Source organism: Rhodoplanes roseus (genome assembly GCF_003258865.1).
Taxonomy (GTDB): Bacteria; Pseudomonadota; Alphaproteobacteria; order Rhizobiales; family Xanthobacteraceae; genus Rhodoplanes; species Rhodoplanes roseus.
On record NZ_NPEX01000104.1, the window covers coordinates 1 to 18,693 of the forward strand.

Annotated in this window: 19 protein-coding genes; 11 read left to right on the forward strand and 8 right to left on the reverse strand. The window is 68.1% G+C overall.

The features are described 5' to 3' along the window. Positions 1-114 precede the first annotated feature (114 nt). On the reverse strand, positions 115-690 hold the full coding sequence (locus CH341_RS15910; RefSeq protein WP_146604493.1) for a hypothetical protein: 576 nt from the start codon (positions 688-690) through the stop codon (positions 115-117). 325 nt (positions 691-1,015) lie between these two features. Here CH341_RS15910 and CH341_RS15915 point away from each other — a divergent pair, with 325 nt between their 5' ends. After that, entirely contained in the window at positions 1,016-1,459 is a 444-nt protein-coding gene (locus CH341_RS15915; protein ID WP_111419992.1) for a DUF4260 domain-containing protein, read from the forward strand. Here the strand turns inward: CH341_RS15915 and CH341_RS15920 are convergent, their stop codons facing one another. Continuing rightward, positions 1,460-2,389, reverse strand: a complete 930-nt coding sequence (locus CH341_RS15920) for a LysR family transcriptional regulator (protein ID WP_111419993.1) — start codon at positions 2,387-2,389, stop codon at positions 1,460-1,462. A 285-nt stretch (positions 2,390-2,674) separates the two neighbouring features. On the opposite strand from CH341_RS15920, the gene CH341_RS15925 reads away from it, so the two are divergent. The 3 genes from CH341_RS15925 to CH341_RS15935 all read left to right on the forward strand — a co-directional run bounded on the left by CH341_RS15925 (position 2,675) and on the right by CH341_RS15935 (position 5,780). After that, positions 2,675-3,607, forward strand: coding sequence for a hydroxyacid dehydrogenase (locus CH341_RS15925; RefSeq protein ID WP_111419994.1), 933 nt, complete (start codon positions 2,675-2,677; stop codon positions 3,605-3,607). Positions 3,608-3,663: 56 nt separating this feature from the next. Then, positions 3,664-4,362: an RraA family protein gene (locus tag CH341_RS15930; protein ID WP_111419995.1), complete on the forward strand. Its 699-nt coding sequence runs from the start codon at positions 3,664-3,666 to the stop codon at positions 4,360-4,362. Positions 4,363-4,451: 89 nt separating this feature from the next. Then, on the forward strand, positions 4,452-5,780 hold the full coding sequence (locus CH341_RS15935; protein WP_111419996.1) for an MFS transporter: 1,329 nt from the start codon (positions 4,452-4,454) through the stop codon (positions 5,778-5,780). 196 nt (positions 5,781-5,976) lie between these two features. Here the strand turns inward: CH341_RS15935 and CH341_RS15940 are convergent, their stop codons facing one another. Both CH341_RS15940 and CH341_RS15945 read right to left on the reverse strand, forming a co-directional pair. Further along, positions 5,977-6,954, reverse strand: a complete 978-nt coding sequence (locus CH341_RS15940) for a Bug family tripartite tricarboxylate transporter substrate binding protein (RefSeq protein ID WP_245431087.1) — start codon at positions 6,952-6,954, stop codon at positions 5,977-5,979. Positions 6,955-7,008: 54 nt separating this feature from the next. Continuing rightward, entirely contained in the window at positions 7,009-8,103 is a 1,095-nt protein-coding gene (locus tag CH341_RS15945) for a 4-oxalomesaconate tautomerase (RefSeq protein WP_111419997.1), read from the reverse strand. Positions 8,104-8,207: 104 nt separating this feature from the next. Here CH341_RS15945 and CH341_RS15950 point away from each other — a divergent pair, with 104 nt between their 5' ends. The 3 genes from CH341_RS15950 to CH341_RS15960 all read left to right on the forward strand — a co-directional run bounded on the left by CH341_RS15950 (position 8,208) and on the right by CH341_RS15960 (position 9,905). Next, on the forward strand, positions 8,208-9,200 hold the full coding sequence (locus CH341_RS15950; RefSeq protein ID WP_111419998.1) for a LysR family transcriptional regulator: 993 nt from the start codon (positions 8,208-8,210) through the stop codon (positions 9,198-9,200). A 5-nt stretch (positions 9,201-9,205) separates the two neighbouring features. Beyond that, the gene (locus tag CH341_RS15955; RefSeq protein ID WP_146604494.1) at positions 9,206-9,652 is read left to right on the forward strand and encodes a hypothetical protein; all 447 of its coding nucleotides are present in this window, start codon (positions 9,206-9,208) and stop codon (positions 9,650-9,652) included. A 64-nt stretch (positions 9,653-9,716) separates the two neighbouring features. Continuing rightward, positions 9,717-9,905 carry a hypothetical protein gene (locus CH341_RS15960; RefSeq protein WP_146604495.1) on the forward strand — a complete coding sequence of 63 codons (189 nt, stop codon included), beginning with the start codon at positions 9,717-9,719 and terminating at the stop codon, positions 9,903-9,905. A gap of 51 nt (positions 9,906-9,956) precedes the next feature. Here CH341_RS15960 and CH341_RS15965 read toward each other — a convergent pair whose 3' ends face one another. Next, on the reverse strand, positions 9,957-10,355 hold the full coding sequence (locus tag CH341_RS15965) for a winged helix-turn-helix transcriptional regulator (RefSeq protein ID WP_111420001.1): 399 nt from the start codon (positions 10,353-10,355) through the stop codon (positions 9,957-9,959). A gap of 53 nt (positions 10,356-10,408) precedes the next feature. On the opposite strand from CH341_RS15965, the gene CH341_RS15970 reads away from it, so the two are divergent. Next, the gene (locus tag CH341_RS15970; protein ID WP_111420002.1) at positions 10,409-11,014 is read left to right on the forward strand and encodes an NADPH-dependent FMN reductase; all 606 of its coding nucleotides are present in this window, start codon (positions 10,409-10,411) and stop codon (positions 11,012-11,014) included. A 132-nt stretch (positions 11,015-11,146) separates the two neighbouring features. On the opposite strand, the gene CH341_RS15975 is transcribed toward CH341_RS15970, so the two are convergent. Next, a complete protein-coding gene (locus CH341_RS15975) occupies positions 11,147-11,911 on the reverse strand; it encodes an SDR family NAD(P)-dependent oxidoreductase (RefSeq protein WP_111420003.1) in 765 nt (254 codons plus the stop codon). Positions 11,912-12,167: 256 nt separating this feature from the next. Between CH341_RS15975 and CH341_RS15980 the strand changes: the two genes are divergently transcribed. Next, positions 12,168-12,557, forward strand: coding sequence for an ester cyclase (locus CH341_RS15980; protein WP_111420004.1), 390 nt, complete (start codon positions 12,168-12,170; stop codon positions 12,555-12,557). A 368-nt stretch (positions 12,558-12,925) separates the two neighbouring features. On the opposite strand, the gene CH341_RS15985 is transcribed toward CH341_RS15980, so the two are convergent. After that, on the reverse strand, positions 12,926-13,147 hold the full coding sequence (locus CH341_RS15985) for a hypothetical protein (protein ID WP_111420005.1): 222 nt from the start codon (positions 13,145-13,147) through the stop codon (positions 12,926-12,928). Between the two features lie 284 nt (positions 13,148-13,431). Between CH341_RS15985 and CH341_RS15990 the strand changes: the two genes are divergently transcribed. Further along, positions 13,432-14,607 carry a DUF262 domain-containing protein gene (locus CH341_RS15990; RefSeq protein WP_111420006.1) on the forward strand — a complete coding sequence of 392 codons (1,176 nt, stop codon included), beginning with the start codon at positions 13,432-13,434 and terminating at the stop codon, positions 14,605-14,607. Between the two features lie 3 nt (positions 14,608-14,610). Then, entirely contained in the window at positions 14,611-15,222 is a 612-nt protein-coding gene (locus CH341_RS33695; protein ID WP_146604496.1) for a hypothetical protein, read from the forward strand. A 25-nt stretch (positions 15,223-15,247) separates the two neighbouring features. On the opposite strand, the gene dnaE is transcribed toward CH341_RS33695, so the two are convergent. Beyond that, a partial coding sequence (dnaE, locus tag CH341_RS15995) for a DNA polymerase III subunit alpha (protein WP_245431088.1) occupies positions 15,248-18,693 on the reverse strand: 3,446 nt, incomplete at its 5' end.

Sequence of the window (18,693 nt, forward strand, 5' to 3'; positions counted from 1 at the left end):
GCGCACCCGACTCGCTCCTCATCCTGAGGCCGCCCGGCGAAGCCGGGCCTCGAAGGATGTGGCCCCGGCAATGGCGGTGAAGGCCATCGGGGCGACGGCTGCCCTGCGTCGGGCCTATTGCCCGGCGGCTTTCGTCAGGATGCCGGCCATGAAGGCGGCGGGGGGGTGGCCGGCGGTCTCGGCCTGGCGGCGCAGCGTCTCGAAGACGGCGGGGGGCAGCGGGACGTCGGCGATGATGGCGGAGCCCTGCGGCAGCTGCGCGGCGCCGATCCGGCGATAGAGGGCGCGCTCGAACTGGCGCATCAGCCGCCATTTCTCGGCCGGCGCGACGCCCGTCTTGCCGGCGACCACCGGGCAATAGGCGGCGATCAGCATGTCGCCGATCATGTCGTCGGAGGGCGGCGGCACCTGGTCTTTCAGCTTGGCGACCAGGCCGCCGATCTCGTCGCCGAGATCGACGGCGTTGCCCGAGGTCATCCGGGCGATCTGGCGGTCGCCGAGGGTCAGCGCCGGAACGCCGCCGGGGCCGACCTCCGGGCAGTCGAGCCCGGCCGCACGGGCCGGCGAGGCACCGACAGCCAGGGCGGCGAGACAGGCGCCGAGCAGCGCCGCCCGCAGGCGACGGACATTTTGGGCGACCGCGGCGCCCGGCGCGCACGGCGACACTCGTTCGATGCTGCGGACAATCACGGGCGACCTCCTGCGTTGCCGTGCAGCGGCGCTGCCCGGCCGGCTGAACATCTGGTCTCCACCGACCTGGCAGAGCCTAGCAGGGCCCCCCGAGCCCCACCAGGGTGCCGCCCTCGCCCGCCCGTCGCCGCCCCACGCTGGCCGGCGGCGCCGGCGCCTGCCGCCACCGTGGCCACCCCCGCCGCCGGGCGAATTCCGGCCGGCGCCAGCGGCGCCGTGGCGGCGACACAAACGCGCTATAGCGAGGCACCTCCGCGCGGGAACTCACGCGCTGTGGCGGCCAGCGATGCGGACGCCCATCGCGCCAGAACACCGGATCCTCCTCATGACCCTCTCCTCGCCCGGGCCCCGGTCCGACGCCGTCACGTCAGCGACACCGGTTCCGCTCGGCGCCGTGTCGGGGGCGCCGCTCGCGCTGCTGCGGCTCGAAGGCATCGCGGTCTTTGCGGCGGCGCTCGTCGCCTATCACATGCTCGGCGCCGCGTGGTGGCTGTTCGGCGTGCTGATCCTGGCGCCGGACCTGTCGATGCTCGGCTATATGGCGGGACCGCGGGCCGGGGCGTTGGCCTACAATCTCGCCCACACCTACGCGGCGGCGGCTTTGCTCGGCCTCGCCGGCGTGCTGCTGGGGAGTCCGGCCGTACTGGCCGTCGCCACGATCTGGACGGCCCATATCGGTCTCGACCGCGCGCTGGGCTATGGCCTCAAATATCCGACCGGCTTTCCCGACACCCATCTCGGCCGCCTCGGGCGGAGCGGACCGGCCTGATCACGTCGCCGGCGCGCCGAGCCGGGAGGCGCGGACGTCGGTGTAGATGTCCGGAAACCCGTCCCGGATGGTGCCGGCGAGTTCTTCGTTGAACACCTGCAGGGCCGTCACGGCGTGGCTGCGCGGCGTCTTGTGGGTGACCAGGTAGAACACCCGCTCGGGCGGCGCCGGATCGATCTGGAACACCTCGAAGCGCCCGGTGTCGAGCATCGACTGGGCGATGCCGCGCGGCACCACGGCCCACTGCTCCGGATGCTCGATGACGGTGAACAGCATCAGCGGATTGTCGACCGCGGCCCACGGCTTCTTGCCCGAGTGGAACCAGTATTCGTGCCAGGTCAGGTAGCTGGCGCCCCACGGCACGAAGATGCAGTGCTCGGGATCGAGGGCGCGCACGTCGACCTTGCGGGGGCCGCCCTGGGCGAGGCGTACGCCGATCAGCGGCACCGAGAAGCACGGCGCCACCGCGACATTGGGGGCCGCCTGCTCGATCAGCGAGAAGCCCACGTCGATCGTGCGCTTCTCGATCTCGTCGTACATCTCCTGGGAGTGCAGCGAGATGGTGCGGTAGCCGAGCCGCGGCGAGCGGTTCCACAGGCGGCGACACAGCTCGGGAATGAAGGTCATGTTGGCACTTGACACGGTGCCGATGACGATGTGCCGGCGCGGCTGCGCCCAGCTCACCTCGTGGGCCTCGCGCAGCAGATCCTGCCAGCGTTCGGCGATCGGCAGGAACGCCTCGCCTTGCGGCGTCAGCTCCACCTTCTTCAGCCCCTTGCCCCGCTCCAGCAGCGGATATCCGAGCCGCTCCTCCAGCATCTGCAGCCGTTTGCTGACCGTGGACTGCGAGCAATGCGCCACCTCGGCGGCGCGCGACAGCGTCCGGTGGCGCGCCACCTGAAGGAAGATCTCGATGTCCTGGGACTGCACGGACGACGCTCCGCTCTAATATTCTAGGGCGCGATTTATATCATTCCAAATAATCGCTTTTTCGATATTCGCATGCATGGCATGGCTGTCGACGACCCCCGGGAAGACAACCGTCTTTCGCCCTGAACCGACCATGAGACAGGCCCGTTTTCGGCCCGCCGACACACCTCGCGTGGAGGCGCGGGCGGGTCGAAATATGCCTGTATCGAATAATTGCTTCGCCTTCAAGGCGAGCGGCCCCGGCCAGCCGCGCGGGGTGCTCGCCCCGTCGTAACGGAGGAGACCATGCAGGTCGTCGTGACGGAGCCCATCCATTCGGTCCCGCTGGCCCGGCTGCGCGAGGCGGCCGACGTGCTGACCTGGGACGATCCACGGGCCGCGGACTGGTCGTGCGCCGACGCCGTCATCGTGCGGGCCGCCACCGTGACGCGATCGCAGATCGCGGCGGCGCCGAACCTCAAGGTGATCGGCAAGCACGGCATCGGCGTCAACGCCATCGACGTCGAGGCGGCGCGCGAGCGCGGCGTGCAGGTCGTCTACACGCCGACCGCCAACATCAACTCGGTCGCCGAGCTGATCGTCGGCTTCATGCTGGCCCTGGCGCGAAAGCTGCCGGCCAATGCGCAGATGCTGCGCGCCGGCGCCTGCCGCATCGCGCCGCCGGAGCTCACCGGCGCCGAGCTGGGCGGCAAGACGCTCGGCCTGGTGGGGCTCGGCCGCATCGCGCAGCGTACCGCCGACATCTGCCGGCACGGCTTCGGCATGGCGGTCGCCGGCTTCGATCCCTTCGTGCCGCCGGAGCGCTTCGCGGCGCTCGGCTTCGTCCACCACGCGACCCTGGACTCGCTGCTCGCGTCCGCCGACGTGATCAGCGTCAGCGTGCCCTACACGCCGGAGACCCGCGGTCTGATCGGGGCGGCCGAGCTCGCCCGCGTGCGGCCCGGCGCCATCCTGGTCAACACGGCGCGCGGCGGCGTCGTCGACGAGGCGGCGCTCGCCGAGGCCCTGCGCCACGGCCCGCTGGCGGCGGCCGCCTGCGACGTCTTCGAGACGGAGCCGCCCGGCCCCGACCACCCGCTCCTCGCGCTGCCCAACTTCATGGCCTCGCTGCATGTCGGCGCGTCGACCGACGAGGCGCTGCTGCGCGTCGGCACCATCGTGGTCGACGACGTGCTGGCGGTGCTGCGCGGCGACAAGCCGGAATTCCCCTACGCGTGACCGCCGGCGGCACGCGCCACCCCATCCCTGATCCAACCGACCGCGGAGCAACACCCGTGTCCTCACCAGGCAACCGAATCTACACGAAGCTCGAGCGGCCCCCGCAGGGGCTGGTCGACGCCTTCCGGGGCCAGGCGACGCCCAACATCGCCGACAACATGTCGCGCATGTTCTGCGCCTGCAGCGCCATCGCGCCGCTCTCGCCCGACATGACGCTGTGCGGCCCGGCCTTCACCGTGAAGGTGAACCCCGGCGACAACCTGTTCATCCACAAGGCGCTCGATCTCGCCCAGCCGGGCGACATCGTGGTGGTCGACGGCCAGGGCGACCTCACCAACGCGCTGGTCGGCGAGATCATGGTGCGCTACGCCGCCTCGCGCGGCATCGGCGGCCTGGTGCTCGACGGCACCATGCGGGACTACGACGGCATCGCCGCCTTCGGCCGGCTGCCGGTGTTCTCGCGCGGCTACACGCCGATGGGGCCGTACAAGAACGGCTGCGGCGAGATCAACACCGTGATCACCTGCGGTGGCGCCGTGGTGCGGCCCGGCGACATCGTGGTGGGCGACGCCGACGGCGTCGTCTTCGTCCCGGCGAAGGACGCCGAGACCGTGCTGACGGCGTCGCGCGCCATGGCGGCGAACGAGAAGAAGATCTTCGCCGAGATCGAGGCCGGCCGCTACGACCGCGGCTGGGTCGACGCCAAGCTGCGCCAGATGGGCACCGAGATCATCGCCGACGCCTATCGGTTCTGACCAGCCTTTCGACGGGCCGCGGTCTCCGCATATCTCGTCCGCGGAGATCGCGCGGCACGGTACGGTCGCTCAGTCCAAGGTCAATCATCATGGAACACGCCGTCACCTTCACGACCGCCATCGACTCCGACGACGCCAAGGCCCGCCACGTCCGCGAGGCCAAGAAGGCGACCGTCGCCGCCTCGTTCGGGACGTTCCTCGAATATTACGACTTCAGCTGCTACGGCTACGTCGCGGCCATGCTGGCGTCGAGCTTCTTCCCCGGCGACGACCCCACCGCGTCGCTGCTCTCGACGCTGGCCGTGTTCGGCAGCGCCTTCATCGTCCGCCCGCTCGGCGGCATCGTGTTCGGCGGCATCGGCGACCGCTTCGGCCGCAAGGCCGCGCTGCTGGCGACCGTGCTGCTGATGGGCTTCTCCAGCACGGCGATCGGCCTCCTGCCGACCTACGCCTCGATCGGCGTCGCCGCGCCGGCGCTGCTGATCACGCTGCGGCTGCTGCAGGGCCTCTCGGCCGGCGGCGAGATCGGCGGCGCCGCCTCCTATGTGCGCGAATGGGCGCCGCCGCATCGGCGGGCGCTCTACATCTCGTTCATCCCGGGCATCGCCGTGCTGGGCAAGGCGACGGCGGCCGGCATGGCCGGCATCGCCGCCGCGATGTTCGCCAAGGACGCGCCCGACTGGGCCTGGCGGGTGCCGTTCCTGGCGGCCTTCCCGCTGATGCTGGGCTGCCTGTGGATCCGGCTGAAGATCGAGGACAGCCCGGAGTTCAACAGCCTGCGGACCGCCGGCGGACTCTCCAAGGCGCCGCTGACGGAGCTGTTCAAGGCCTATCCGGCGTCGCTGGTGAAGCTGATGCTGTTCGCGCTGGTGCAGACCGTCGGCACCTATATCGGCACCGTCTACGTGGCCGTGTACCTGAAGGCGGTCCTCAAGATGCCGCAGGCCCAGGTCGGCTTCATCGTGCTGATCGCCATCACCTGCGCGGCCGTGCTGATCCCCGTCTTCGGGATGGTGACGGACCGGTTCGGCGCCAAGAAGGTGCTGGCCGCGTCCTACGGCTTCTACATCGTTCTCAGCTATCCGATGTACGCGCTGATGGGGCCGGAGTCGTTCAATCTCACGGTGTTCGCCCTGGTCGTCACCATGCTGCCCTACACGCTGTGCCAGGCCGGCTCCTACCTGATGTATCCCGAGCTGCTGCCGACCCGCGTGCGCAGCACCGGCGTCTCGTTCGGCCACAGCTTCGGCTCGGTGATCGGCGGCGGCCTGATGCCCTATCTCGCGACTGCCCTGATCGCCTGGTCGGGCGACATCATGATCCCGACCTACATGCTGATGGCGAACGGCGTGCTCGGCCTGATCGTGGTCCTCTCGGTGCGCGACGCCCGCCCCGGGGAGGCGCGCAAGTACCGGTAGAGCGGTTCTCGCTGATATCGCGCCACGCTCCGCTCATTCCCGCGAAAGCGGGAATCCAGAGCGACACGTCGAGTGGCCCCTGGGTCCCCGCTTGCGCGGGGACGAGCGGGTGTCGGGGGCGACTCGTCGCACTGGAAACCACTCTGGACGGCGGACCTGCCAGGCAGGCCCGCCGTTCTGCTGTGCGGGGTTCGGCTCAGTTCAGGTTGATGACGCCGGTCTTGGCGATCTCGGCCCAGCGGGCCGAATCCTTCTTCATGAACTCGGCGAACTCGGCCGGGCTGTTGCCGACCGGGCGGGCGCCCTCGCTCTCCAGGCGCTGCTTGACCAGCGGCGTGTTGATCGCCTCGACGGTCGCCTTGCGCAGCGTCTCGATCGCGTCCTTCGGCGTGCCGGCCGGCACCACGAAGCCGTACCAGGCGGTCGACTCGTAGTCGGGCCAGCCGCTCTCGGCGATGGTCGGCACGTCGGGCAGCACCGCGATGCGCTCCTTCGACGTGACGGCGAGCGGCCTCAGCAGCTTGCCCTCGATCATGCCGAGCACCGAGGGGATGGTCGTCACCATGAACTGGGTCTGGGCGCCGAGCAGATCGTTGAGGGCCGGACCGGCGCCCTTGTAGGGCACGTGCACGGTGTCGACCTTGCCGACCACGTTCAGGAGCACGGTGGCGAGATGGCTCGCCGAGCCGTTGCCGGCCGAGCCGTAGGTGAGCTTGCCCGGATTGGCCTTGGCGTAGGCCATCAGCTGCTTGATGTCGGTGAACTCCGACTTCGGCGGCACCACCACGACCAGCGGCGCCGCGGCGATCAGCGTGATCGGGTCGAAGGCGGTCAGCGGGTTCACCTTGACGGTCTTGAAGATGTGCGGATTGACCGCCATCGGCCCCTGGTTGGCCTGCAGGATCGTGTAGCCGTCGGGCGGCGCCGCGGCGACATTCTGGGTGGCGAGATTGCCGCCGGCGCCGGTGATGTTCTCGACCACGACGGACCAGCCGGTGCGCTCGGTCATCGCCTGGGCGACCACGCGGGCGAGCGCGTCGGTGCCGCCGCCGGCCGCGTAAGGCACCACCAGGCGGATCGGCCGCGACGGGAAGGCTTGGGCGCGCACCAGCGACGGTGCGGCGACGAAGGGGGCGGCGAGCAGGCCGGCGCAGAGCTGTCGGCGGTCCATCATGGCATCTCTCCCGGATGTGTTCGGTTCGTTCGTTCGATCGATTGCGAGGCGACGTCAGGCGGCCAGCACGCCAGCCGGCACCAAGAGGTTTCCTTCGAAGATGCGGCGCGCCGTGCGGATGACGCCGGCCCGCGTGACGGTGCCGTCAGGGGCGAAGGCGAGATCGATGTCGATGCGGCCGCTCGGATGCTCGATGGCCACGGCGCCGCGCCCGCCCTCGCCGGCCGCGGCCAGGTCGAAAGCGACGGTGCCGGGGGTGCGCGACGCGACGGCGACGCACAGGCCGCCCGTGACGGCGTGGCTCTTGTGGCAGCGGTCCGGCACGAAGTAGCGCGACGTGATGGTGCCGCCCTTTCGCGGGGCCGACAGCAGGCCGACCTTGGGGATCACCAGCTTGGAGGTGTCGCCCAGCCCCATGCGGCGACCGGCTTCCACCCGCAGCGCCTGGATGCGGGCCAGGAGCGCCGCGTTCGCGTCCAGCACCTCGGGCGTCTCGTCGCCGGCGATGCCGAGATCGGCGGCGGCCGCCAGCATCATCGGCATGGCGTAGTCGGCGAGCGTGACGCGCACGCCGTCGATGATCTCCGCGGTCTCGCCGCTCGGGAACAGGCCGCGCGTCTTCGAGCCGACCGCGTCCAGGAAGGCGAGCTTGATGGGCGCCGCCGTGCCGGGAACGCCGTCGATGGCGGTGGTGCCGTCGTAGACGACGGTGCCGCCCGGTGTCTGGACGATCGCCTCGATCAGGCCGCGGGTGTTGCGATTGTAGATGCGGACCGTGGTCTCGCCGTCCGCGGCCTTCACCAGGGCGCTCTCGATCGCGAACGGGCCGACGCCGGAGAGCATGTTGCCGCAGTTCGGGCTGGTGTCGACGAAAGCGCGGTCGACCGACACCTGGGCGAACAGATACTCGACGTCGACGCCCTCGCGCTGCGACGGCGCCACGATCGCCACCTTGCTGGTGAGCGCGTGGCCGCCGCCGATGCCGTCGACCTGCAGCGTGTGCGGCGAGCCCATCGCGGCGATCAGCACGCGGTCGCGCGCCTCCGGCTCGGCCGGCAGGTCGGACTCGAGGAAATAGGGCCCGCGCGACGTGCCGCCGCGCATCAGGACACAGGGGATTTTGACGAAGCCGGCAGCCGGACGGGTCATGGTGCTTGGGGGCTCGAGCGGGGGCGAGGGAACGGGGCGTCGGCTCCTTCCTGCCGTCTCGCCCAAAAATTGTAAATTGCAAAGATCGTCGGTATTGATGCGTCATGAACATGAATTTCGAGGCGCTCGATCTGCGGGCGTTTCTGGCGGTGGCCGAGTGCGGCAGCTTCCACGCCGCCGCCGAGGCGCTGCACCTGTCGCAGCCGGCGCTGAGCCGTCGCATCCAGCGGCTGGAGGCGATGGTCGGCGCCGCGCTCCTGGAGCGGACCACGAGGCGCGTCGCCGTCACGGCCTTCGGCCGCGAGCTGATGCCGCGGCTGCAGCGACTTCTGGACGAGCTCGACGCCTCGCTGTTCGGCCTGCGCCAGGTGGGCGGGCGCGACGCCCCCGTCACCCTCGCCTGCGTGCCGACCGCCGCCTTCTACTTCCTGCCCGCCGTGATCGCCCGCTTCGGCGAGCTGTTTCCGGAGGTGCGGTTCCGCATCCTCGACCTCTCGGCCGCGGCCGGGCTCGACTCGGTGGCGCGCGGCGAGGCCGATTTCGGCATCAATTTTCTCGGCGCATCGGACGCCGGCCTCTCCTTCGAGGCGCTCCTGGAGGACCCGTTCGTCCTCGCCTGCCGGCGCGACCACCCGCTCGCCTCGCGCGACAACGTCGACTGGGCCGATCTCGAGCCCTATCGCCTCGTCACGGTCGGCCGCGAGAGCGGCAACCGCATCCTCCTGGAGACGGCGCTGGCCCGCGCCGAGGTGCGCATGCGCTGCTTCTACGAGGTGACGCATCTCTCCACCTCGCTCGGCCTGGTCGAGGCCGGCCTCGGCGTCTCGGTGCTGCCGCGCCTCGCGACGCCGCAGGGCGATCACCCGATCATCGTGACCCGCCCGATCACGCCGCGCGTCACCCGCACCATCGGCATCGTCGCCCGGCGCGGCAAGCCCCTCGCCCCGGTCGCCCAGCGGTTCCGCGACCTGCTGATCGAGACCTGGGCCGATACGGTGCCGCGCGATCCGGCCGCTGCGGCGCGCCGGCCTGAACCTGGGCCGGCCCCCGGCGCACCACCGTCCGACCGGGCTGCCGAGCCCGCCGGCTCGAGATGACCGCGATGCGCGCGCTGCTGCTCCTGCTGACCGCCTGTGCCGCCCTCGCCCTGATCGCCGGCGCGGCGCTCGCCGCCCTCCTCCTCGCCGGCGTTTCGTCACCGGGCCTCGACACCGCGACTCTGGTGGTGCGGCTCGCCGTGTTCCCGGTTCTGCTCGCGCTGCTGATCGTGCACGAGATGCGCCGGCGGCGCACCACGGCAGGCACCCGCGAGGACTGGAGCCGGACCATGGCGGCCGCGCCGACCTGGCTGCGCCTGCTGCGGCACGCCCTCTTCGTCTGGGTGGCGATCGATTTCCTCCGCATGCTGGCCGGGCCTTTCATCGGCAGGCCGGTCGCGCCGGGCGAGACCTGGAGCATCTGGCTGTTCCTGTGGACCGCCTGCCTGACCCTGGCGGTCGTCGCCCTCTTGCGCACACCCGCGACGCCGCGCGTCACGGACCCGGGTTAACGCGGCGGCGCCGCGGCGCTACCTTGCCCTGTCGCCCGTCTCAGCCCGAGGACCCGAACGAACCATGCGGATGCGCAAGCGCAACACGCTCCTGGTTCTCGCCCTGCTATGGTCCGTGCTGTTCTGGGCCGTGATCGACGCCGCCCGCCGCGGCGAGCTCTCCACCGCGGCGACCATCGCCCTGCTGCTGATCCTCCTCGGCGTGACGCCGATCTTTTGGCGGCTGTTCCGGCGGATGCGGGAGCGGCCGTAGCGGCCTCGGCTCCGGAACGAGCGAAACCAGCCCGGCTCTCGGCGGCAACCGCTACTCGGCCGCCCGGCGCACCGCGTAGGCCGCGCGGGCCGCGTCGATCCGGGCCGCGTTGGCGACCACCCATCCGGCGAGGGCCTGCACCGGGTTCAGGAAATCGCGGCCCAGATCCGTCAGGGCGTACTCGACCTGCGGCGGCGTCACCGGCGTGACGGTGCGGGACACGAAGCCGTTCTCCTCCAGCTCGCGCAGCGTCGAGGCCAGAACCTTCTGGCTGATCTCGCCGACCTCGCGGCGTAGCGCGTTGAAGCGCCGCGGCCCCTGCCCCAGCGTGCGCACCACCAGCAGGGTCCACTTGTCGCTGATGCGCGCGAGCATCCGGCTGATGTGCTCGCAGGCGGCGGTGTCGTGATGGTCACCTGGTTTCGCCGAGGTGCCTTCTTGTGGGCTCATAGCGACCTTCCGTAATCTGGTTTCCTCTATAAACCACCGTACACGAGGTTACCATGAACGCTAAGCCGCGGATCGCCGTCGTCGTCGGCACCACCCGCCCCACCCGCTTCGCGGACGTGCCCGCGCAATGGATTCTCGCGCAGGCGCAGGCACGCGGCGACATGGAGGTGGAGCTGGTCGACCTGCGCGACCATCCGCTGCCGTTCTTCGACGAGGTGGCGTCGAATCTGTGGATGCCGAGCCAGAACCCCGAGGCGATCCGCTGGCAGCGGACGGTCGGCGGCTTCGACGGGTACATTTTCGTCGTCGCCGAGTACAACCACTCGATCTCCGGGGTGCTCAAGAACGCGCTCGACCAGGCCTACACGGAGTGGAACCGCAAGCCGTTCACGGCGATCGGCTACGGCGGCACCGGCGCGGCGCGCGCCGTCGAGCACCTGCGGTTGATCGGCGTCGAGCTGCAGATGGTCTCGACCCATGCGGCCGTCCACATCGGCGGGGCCGACTTCATGGCCCTGCATCCGCATTTCGGCAAGCAGCCGATCACGGCGATCGAGGCGAACCTGCTGCCGGCGGCCAGGACCGCGCTCGACGAGCTCGCCTGGTGGGCCAAGGCCACCATGGCGGCGCGGGCCGCCGACGTGGCGGCCGCCGCGTGACGGCATGAGCGGCCTGCGCCTGCTCGGCCGACCTGCGCCCGCCGCACCGGCCGAGCGGGCGCAAGCGTGCCGGCGTTCCGTCCGGGCTTCGCCCGGGCGGCGACCCGGGGCCGTCGCGCCCGTCGGCAGGTCTCACCGGGCCGTGAAGCCGCCGTCGACCGTCAGGACGGTTCCGACCGCGAAGCGGGCCTCGTCCGAGGCGAGATAGAGCACCGCGGCGGCGATCTCCTCGGGGCGGCCGAGCCGGCCGATGGGGAACCAGCCGGCCGCCTCCTGCCGCGACGTCCCGTGTCCGTCGATCCAGCGCACGAACACGTCGTCCGGAATGTCGAAGCCGGCGGTGGCGAGCGCGTTGATGCTGATGTTCTCGGCCGCGACCTGCAGGGCGGCCGATTTGGTCAGCCCGATCACGCCGCCCTTGGTGGCGCCGTAGAGGCCGTTGTCCGGCACGCCCGTGATGCTCGAGGTGATCGACGCCTGGTTGACGATGGCGCCGCCGCCGGTTGTCCGCATCTGCGCCACCTCGTGCTTCATGCAGTAGTAGACGCCCTTGAGATTGGTCGCGATCAGCTGGTCGAAGGCGGCCGACGGCAGGTCGAGGGTCGGCCCGGCGATCTCCTTGGCGGCATTGTTGACGCCGACGTCGAGCCGGCCGTAGGCCGCGACCGTCGCGCCGACGAACGCCTCGACCTCGGCCTCCACCGACACGTCGGCATGGCGATAGAAGCCGGTGCCGCCCGCCGCGGTGACGAGGCGCAGCGTCTCCTCGCCGCCCGCGTCGGCGATGTCGCACAGCGCCAGCCGCGCCCCGCGCGCCGCGAAGGCGAGCGCGCACACCCGCCCGAACCCCTGCGCCGCGCCCGTGATCAGAACCACCTTGCCGTCGAAATCGAACATGCCGCTCCTCCCGCGCACCGCGCCGCCCGGCATCGTAGGGCCGCCGGGGCGCGGGGCGCCATGGTGGGCGGAGACTGGATGCCGTAGCCCGGGTTGAGTGCAACGAAACCCGGGATCCGCGGCACGGCCTCTCCCGGCCGTCGCTGCGCTCCGCCCGGGCTACGAAGAAAGCCGGGCTACGCTTGCCGCGGCCCGGCTTGGCACCGACGGCGGACTTTGCTCCGATCGGAACCCCTCGTTGCGTCAGGACAACGTGATGCCTCTCGCCCTCGCCTACCAGTATCGCCGCTATCTCGATTGCCTGAACGCGCGGCGCTTCGATGCGCTCGACGCCTTCACGCACGATACCGTCGTCTACAACGGCGAGACCAAGACGCGCGCCCAGTATGCCGAGCTGATCGCGCAAGCCTGCGACGCCATCCCGGATCTGCGTTTCGACATCGGCCTTCTGGTGGTCGAGGGCGACCTCGTCGCCTGCCGCCTGGAGTTTCGCTGCACGCCGGAGAAGCCGTTCATGGGTCTGGCGCCCACCGGCCGCCGCGTCGCTTTTTGCGAGCACGTGTTCTACCGGTTCCGCGAAGACAGAATCGCCGAGGTGTGGTCGCTGATCGACCGCGACAGCCTGGCCCGCCAGCTCGCCGGGTGAAACCCTACACGGCGCCGTAGCCCGGGTTGAGTGCAACGAAACCCGGGATCCGCGGCACGGCCCGGACGCGATGCACGCGTCCCGGCCGTCGCACCTTCGCCGCGGCGACGGTTGTCACTCGTACGGCGGATCAGGCGCGAAGTGCCGTCATCCGCCACCGGCCGATCGGCGGAGAAGCCGGCTCGGGTGCGTTGACCACCCCATCCTCCGTCATGGCCGGCGGGCCGGAGGCCGTGACCCGGCCATCCACGCCTTTCTGGACGGCAGCCGCTGATTCGTGGATGGCCGGGACCAGCCCGGCCATGACGAACCGATATGCTCATTTAGGATCGCCGCGGGCCCGGTCGTCGAAGACGAGCCGCACGGCATCACCGGCCGAGGCGGCCGATCCGCTCGCGGGCCTCGGCGTGCGACACCATCCGCGGTGCCGGATCGGCACGACGGCGCCGCACCTCGGCGAATTGCGCGTCGGAGAGCCGCACGTCGTCGCGATGCGCCATGTCATCGATCAGCGCACCCGCCGCCGCGTCCTGCTCGCCCGGCGGCAGCCGCTCGATCTCCTTGATCACCTTCTGCAACAGCTCGCTCATGGACGGAGGATACACGACCGCCCGCCGCCGCGCTTCGCCCAGGCTGCGAAGGAAGTCCGGGCTACGCTTGCTGTGACTCTCGTCTGTCGAAAGTCTGGTAGGGCGGATCAGGCGCGAAGCGCCGTCATCCGCCGACAGGCCGAGCGGCGGAATACGCTGCGCTATTCCGCCCTACAAACTGCGATCCGGGCTACGCTTGCTTGCATCGGAGCACAATCTGGGCTATATTTATTCTGTCATCGGCGTCTCTACCTTTACGATTATCACTAAAGGTATATTGATTAATGATCAATGATTCCACCCCCCCTGACGACCAGCAGGAAGAATATGAAGATCTCGGCGAATCTGGAAAGCGCTATCAAGCAGTCATTAATCAGGCTGACTGGACCGTAGAAACTATTATTCAACAAATTGATAAAGGCAATATCGAACTTAATCCCGATTTTCAGCGACGCGAAGCCTGGAGGTCTGTGCGGAAGAGTCAATATATCGAATCTTTGATAATGAATGTGCCCGTACCTCAAATAGTGCTTGCCGAAAGGAAGGACAAGCGCGGGAAGTTCATTGTAATAGATGGAAAACAGCGACTTCTCGCGCTTCGGCAATTTCATTCCGGAGATGAAGTATTTAAGAAATTTGCTTTGGAAGGACTTTCGATCCGAACAGACTTAAACGGTATTGATTATCTTAGGCTGTCGTCCGATTTTCTGCTAGAGCAGGATCTTAATGCTCTCGAAAATAGCACGATACGCACCGCTGTAATCAGAAATTGGAATGACGAAAATTTTCTCTACACAGTTTTTTTGCGTTTGAACACGGGAAGCGTTCCGCTCTCTCCTCAAGAGTTGCGTCAAGCGCTTATCCCGGGCGAATTTGTTAAATTTGTTGATCGGTACTCCCGTGAGAGCAATGCACTCCACGCCGTAATGGGACTTTCGCGCCCGGACCCTCGGATGCGCGATGCAGAGTTAGTGATACGCTATTTTGCATTTCGGAATTTTCTGGATATTTATACAGGTAATTTAAAGCCACTCCTGGATTACACAGCAAGGCATTTTAATCAAGCCTGGGTCGCCGATCGCAGAAAGATTGATGGGCAGATCACAGATTTTGAGTCGTCGATCGATACGACTGTAAGGATATTCGGCAGCGGAGCATTTAGAAAGTGGAATGGAATAAGATTTGAGCGCCCACTCAACCGTGCAGTTTTCGATGTCATGATGTATTATTTTAATGATCTCAATGTTAGGCTTGCTGCCGAAGACTCTAAAGTAGGCGTCGAGCTTGCCTTTAAATCCCTTTGTGAGAATGAACGATTCCGTTCCTCGATTGAGGGGACAACTAAAACAATTGAATCGATTTATACCAGAATTCGACTTTGGGGCGAAGTTCTGCAGCACTACAATGTGCCTGCAACCTTGCCTCAACTTATTAACAACAAGATTATCCGCGGCGACTAGCCCATGGCCTACTCGGCTAGGTATCGACAACTCGCTTCCCGGATTGAAGGCTTAAGAAAACTATTTTTACCTGTTCGCTTTTCGAACACTGGAACGTACAATGCTGATCAGTTGGATAAAGCGAGAGCTTTCCGCATCCTCACTCACGCGGAATTGGAGCATTATTTTGAGGAGCGAGTTCTAGAAATCGCCGCTCTATCGTTTAATCTGTGGAAGACAAGGTTAAAGCCATGCGCTTCGTTGGCTTGCCTCCTTGCAAACGTTTCGGGTGACAGAACTAGCCTTCCTAAAAAAATTGGCACTAATACCACCGCAATCACCATAGCTGGGAAAGCGTTAGCTCAATTTAATCACACCGTCATTAACAACAACGGAATTCGTATAGCAAACCTATTAGAGTTGCTTTTGCCAATTGGCATCGATGAATCAACCATAGATCCTGTTTGGCTGTCAGTAGTAGATGGCTTTGGAGCAAAGCGTGGACTGGCAGCACATACCGCTGCGGTTACTTACCAGATCGACCCTAAAGATGAGCTGCAAACAGTCAAACAAATAATGAGTGGAGTTCAGGATATCGATTTAGCGTTAAACGCCATTAAAAAGAATATCAGATAACTGGTGTGCCAGCAATGCTGCCCCCCTACACCGCCTGCACCTCGACCACCCCCGGCACGGCCTTGATGGCGCCGGCGATTTGGGGGGAGACTTTGTAGCGGCCTTTGAGCTTCACCTCGATCTCGGCTTCGGGGAGCAGCAGGACGATGGAGACGTCGCCGGCGGCGGTGCCGTCGCCTCGCGAGGGCGGCGCGGCCGGGGTCCCTCCTGCCGGTCGGCTGCGCGACGGCGGAAAGCCGGGAGGGCTGGAGGGAGCGCCCGAGGGCGTGGCCCCTGGGCCGCGGCTTTCGCCGGGGAACGCGGAGGGTTGGGCCTGCGCTCCGGCTCCGTAACCACCGTTGCGGCCACTGTTGCCGTTGCCGGTCCCGGCGCTCGCACCGAAAGAGCCCCCCGCCCCCGCCCCTGCCCGGCCCTCGCCACCGGCCGGCTCCAGGCGCTTGGCGACGGCTTCGATCGGGGCCTCGTCGCGTAAAAAGATGCGCAGGCCGGCCTGCAGCTTGGCGGCGGCTTCGTCGAGCGGCTCGACGGTCTGGATTCGCGCGCGCACCTCCTCGCCTTCGGCGTTGGCGGCGATGAACAGCAGCACGGCCTTTCCGGGCTCCAGGAGGTCGCGGTAGTTCGCCAGGGCCTCGGCGAACAGGATCGCCTCGTAGTGGCCGGACGGATCGGACAGGCCGATGATCCCCATCTTGTTGCCGGTCTTGGTGCGCCGCTCGGTGCGCGACACCACGGTGGCGGCGAGCCGGCCGGCCTGTTGGCCCGCCTTCACGCCGCGGCAGAGATCCTGCCAGGTCTGCAGCCGCAGCTTCTTCAGGAGATGGGCGTAGTCGTCGAGTGGATGGCCGGTGAGGAAGAAGCCGATGGCGTCGTACTCGCGCTGCAGCTTCTCGGCCGGCACCCAGTGCTCGTAGTGGGGAATCTTCAACGGCTCCGGGGTGCCGGGGCCGCCGAAGATGTCGCCCTGGCCGCTCTCGGCCTCGGCGGCGGTGCGCTGCGCCGTGGCCAGCACGGCCTCGACGGCGGCGTGGGCGCGGGCGCGGTCGGGCTCGATGCAGTCGAAGGCGCCGGCGGCGGCGAGGCTCTCCAGCACGCGCTTGTTGACCTGGCGCGGATCGATGCGGTGGGCGAAGTCGGAGAGGTCGCGGAACGGCCGGCCGTCGCGGCCCGCGACGATCGCCTCGACGGCCTGGCGGCCGATGCCCTTGATGGCGGCGAGCGCGTAGAAGATCGTGTCGCCGGCGACGTCGAAGTCGACGCCGGAGCGGTTGACCGAGGGCGGCGCCACCTTGATGCCGAGCCGCTCCACCTCGGAGCGGAAGTCCGAGAGCTTGTCGGTGTTGCCCATGTCGAGCGTCATCGACGCGGCCAAAAACTCGACCGGATAGTTCGCCTTGAGATAGGCCGTCTGGTACGAGACCAGCGCATAGGCGGCGGCGTGGCTCTTGTTGAAGCCGTAGTCGGCGAACTTCGCCAACAGCTCGAAGATGGTCTCGGCCTGCGTCTGCTCGACGCCGCGCTCGGTCGCGCCCTTCACGAACAGGGCGCGCTGCTTGTCCATCTCGGCGCGGATCTTCTTGCCCATGGCGCGGCGCAGCAGGTCGGCGTCGCCGAGCGAGTAGCCGGCCAGGATCTGGGCGATCTGCATCACCTGCTCCTGGTAGATGATGACGCCGAAGGTCTCGCGCAGCACCGGCTCCAGCTTGGGGTGGATGTAGTCCGGCCGCTCCTGCCCGTGCTTTCGGGCGCAGTAGGTCGGGATGTTGGCCATCGGGCCCGGCCGGTAGAGGGCGACGAGGGCGACGATGTCCTCCAGCCGGTCCGGCCGCATGTCGACCAGGGCGCGCCGCATGCCGGCGCTTTCCACCTGGAACACGCCGACCGTCTCGCCGCGGGTCAGCATGTCGTAGGTCTTCTTGTCGTCGAGCGGGATGCTGTCGATCTCGACATGGACGCCGCGGCGCGCCAGGAGCTTGAGCGCGGTGTCGATGGTGGTGAGCGTCTTGAGGCCGAGGAAGTCGAACTTCACCAGGCCGGCCGGCTCCACCCACTTCATGTTGAACTGGGTGACGGGCATGTCGGACTTGGGATCGCGATAGAGCGGCACCAGCTCGGACAGATCCCGGTCGCCGATGACGATGCCGGCCGCGTGCGTCGAGGCGTGGCGGTTGAGCCCCTCGAGCTTCTGGGCGATGGCGAAGGCGCGCCCCACCACGGGCTCCGTGTCGCGCGCCGCCTGCAGCTTGGGCTCGCCCTCGATCGCCTCCTTCAGCGTGACGGGCTTGGCCGGGTTCTGCGGCACCAGCTTGCACAGCTTGTCGACCTGCCCGTAGGGCATCTCCAGCACGCGCCCGACGTCGCGGAGAACGCCGCGCGCCTGAAGCGTGCCGAACGTGATGATCTGGGCGACGTGGTCGCGGCCGTAGCGCTTCTGGACGTAGTCGATCACCTCGCCGCGGCGGTCCTGGCAGAAGTCGATGTCGAAGTCCGGCATCGACACGCGCTCCGGGTTGAGGAAGCGCTCGAACAGCAGGCCGAAGCGGATCGGGTCGAGGTCCGTGATGGTCAGCGCCCAGGCGACCACCGAGCCGGCGCCGGAGCCGCGGCCCGGGCCGACCGGGATGCCGTGGCGCTTGGCCCACTGGATGAAGTCCGACACGATCAGGAAGTAGCCCGGGAACCCCATGCGGGCGATGACCGAGAGCTCGAAGGCGAGCCGCTCGCGATAGTCCTCCTCGGTGTGGCCGGGCGCGACGCCGTGCTTGGCGAGCCGCATCGTGAGGCCCTCCTCGGCGCGCGCCCGCACCGTCGCCTCCTCGTCGAGCGGATCGCCGTTCTCGGTGGTGTAGTGCGGCAGGATCGGCTTTCGGGTGCGCGGGCGATAGCTGCAGCGCTGGGCGATCTCCACGGTCGAGGCCAGCGCCTCGGGCAGATCCGAAAACAGCTTCGCCATCTCGGCGCGGGTCTTGAAGCGGTGCTCGGCGGTGAGGTGGCGGCGCTCCGCCTCGGCCAGCAGCCGGCCCTCGGCGATGCACAGGAGCGCGTCGTGCGCCTCGTAGTCGTCGGCGGCGCCGAAGAACGGCTGGTTGGTGGCGACCAGCGGGACGCCGTTGGCATAGGCGAGGTCGATCAGCGCCGGCTCGGCGGCGCGCTCCGCCTCGGTGCCGTGGCGCTGCAGCTCGATATAGAGCCGGCCGTCGAACAGCCGCATCAGGCTGGCGAGGCGGCTCGCGGCGAGCGGCGGCTGGCCGGCGACGATCGCCTTGTCGAGCGGCCCGTCCGGCCCGCCGGTGAGCGCGATCAGCCCGTCGCTGTGTCCCTCCAGCCAGTCGAGGTCGATGTGCGGCGCCTCGGTCGACGGCGTCTCGAGAAACGCGCGGGAATTGAGCCGCATCAGGTTGCGGTAGCCGTCCTCGCGGGCGGCGAGCAGGACGAGGCGCGGCAGCGTGCGGGCGTGCGGGCCGGCCCGCACCG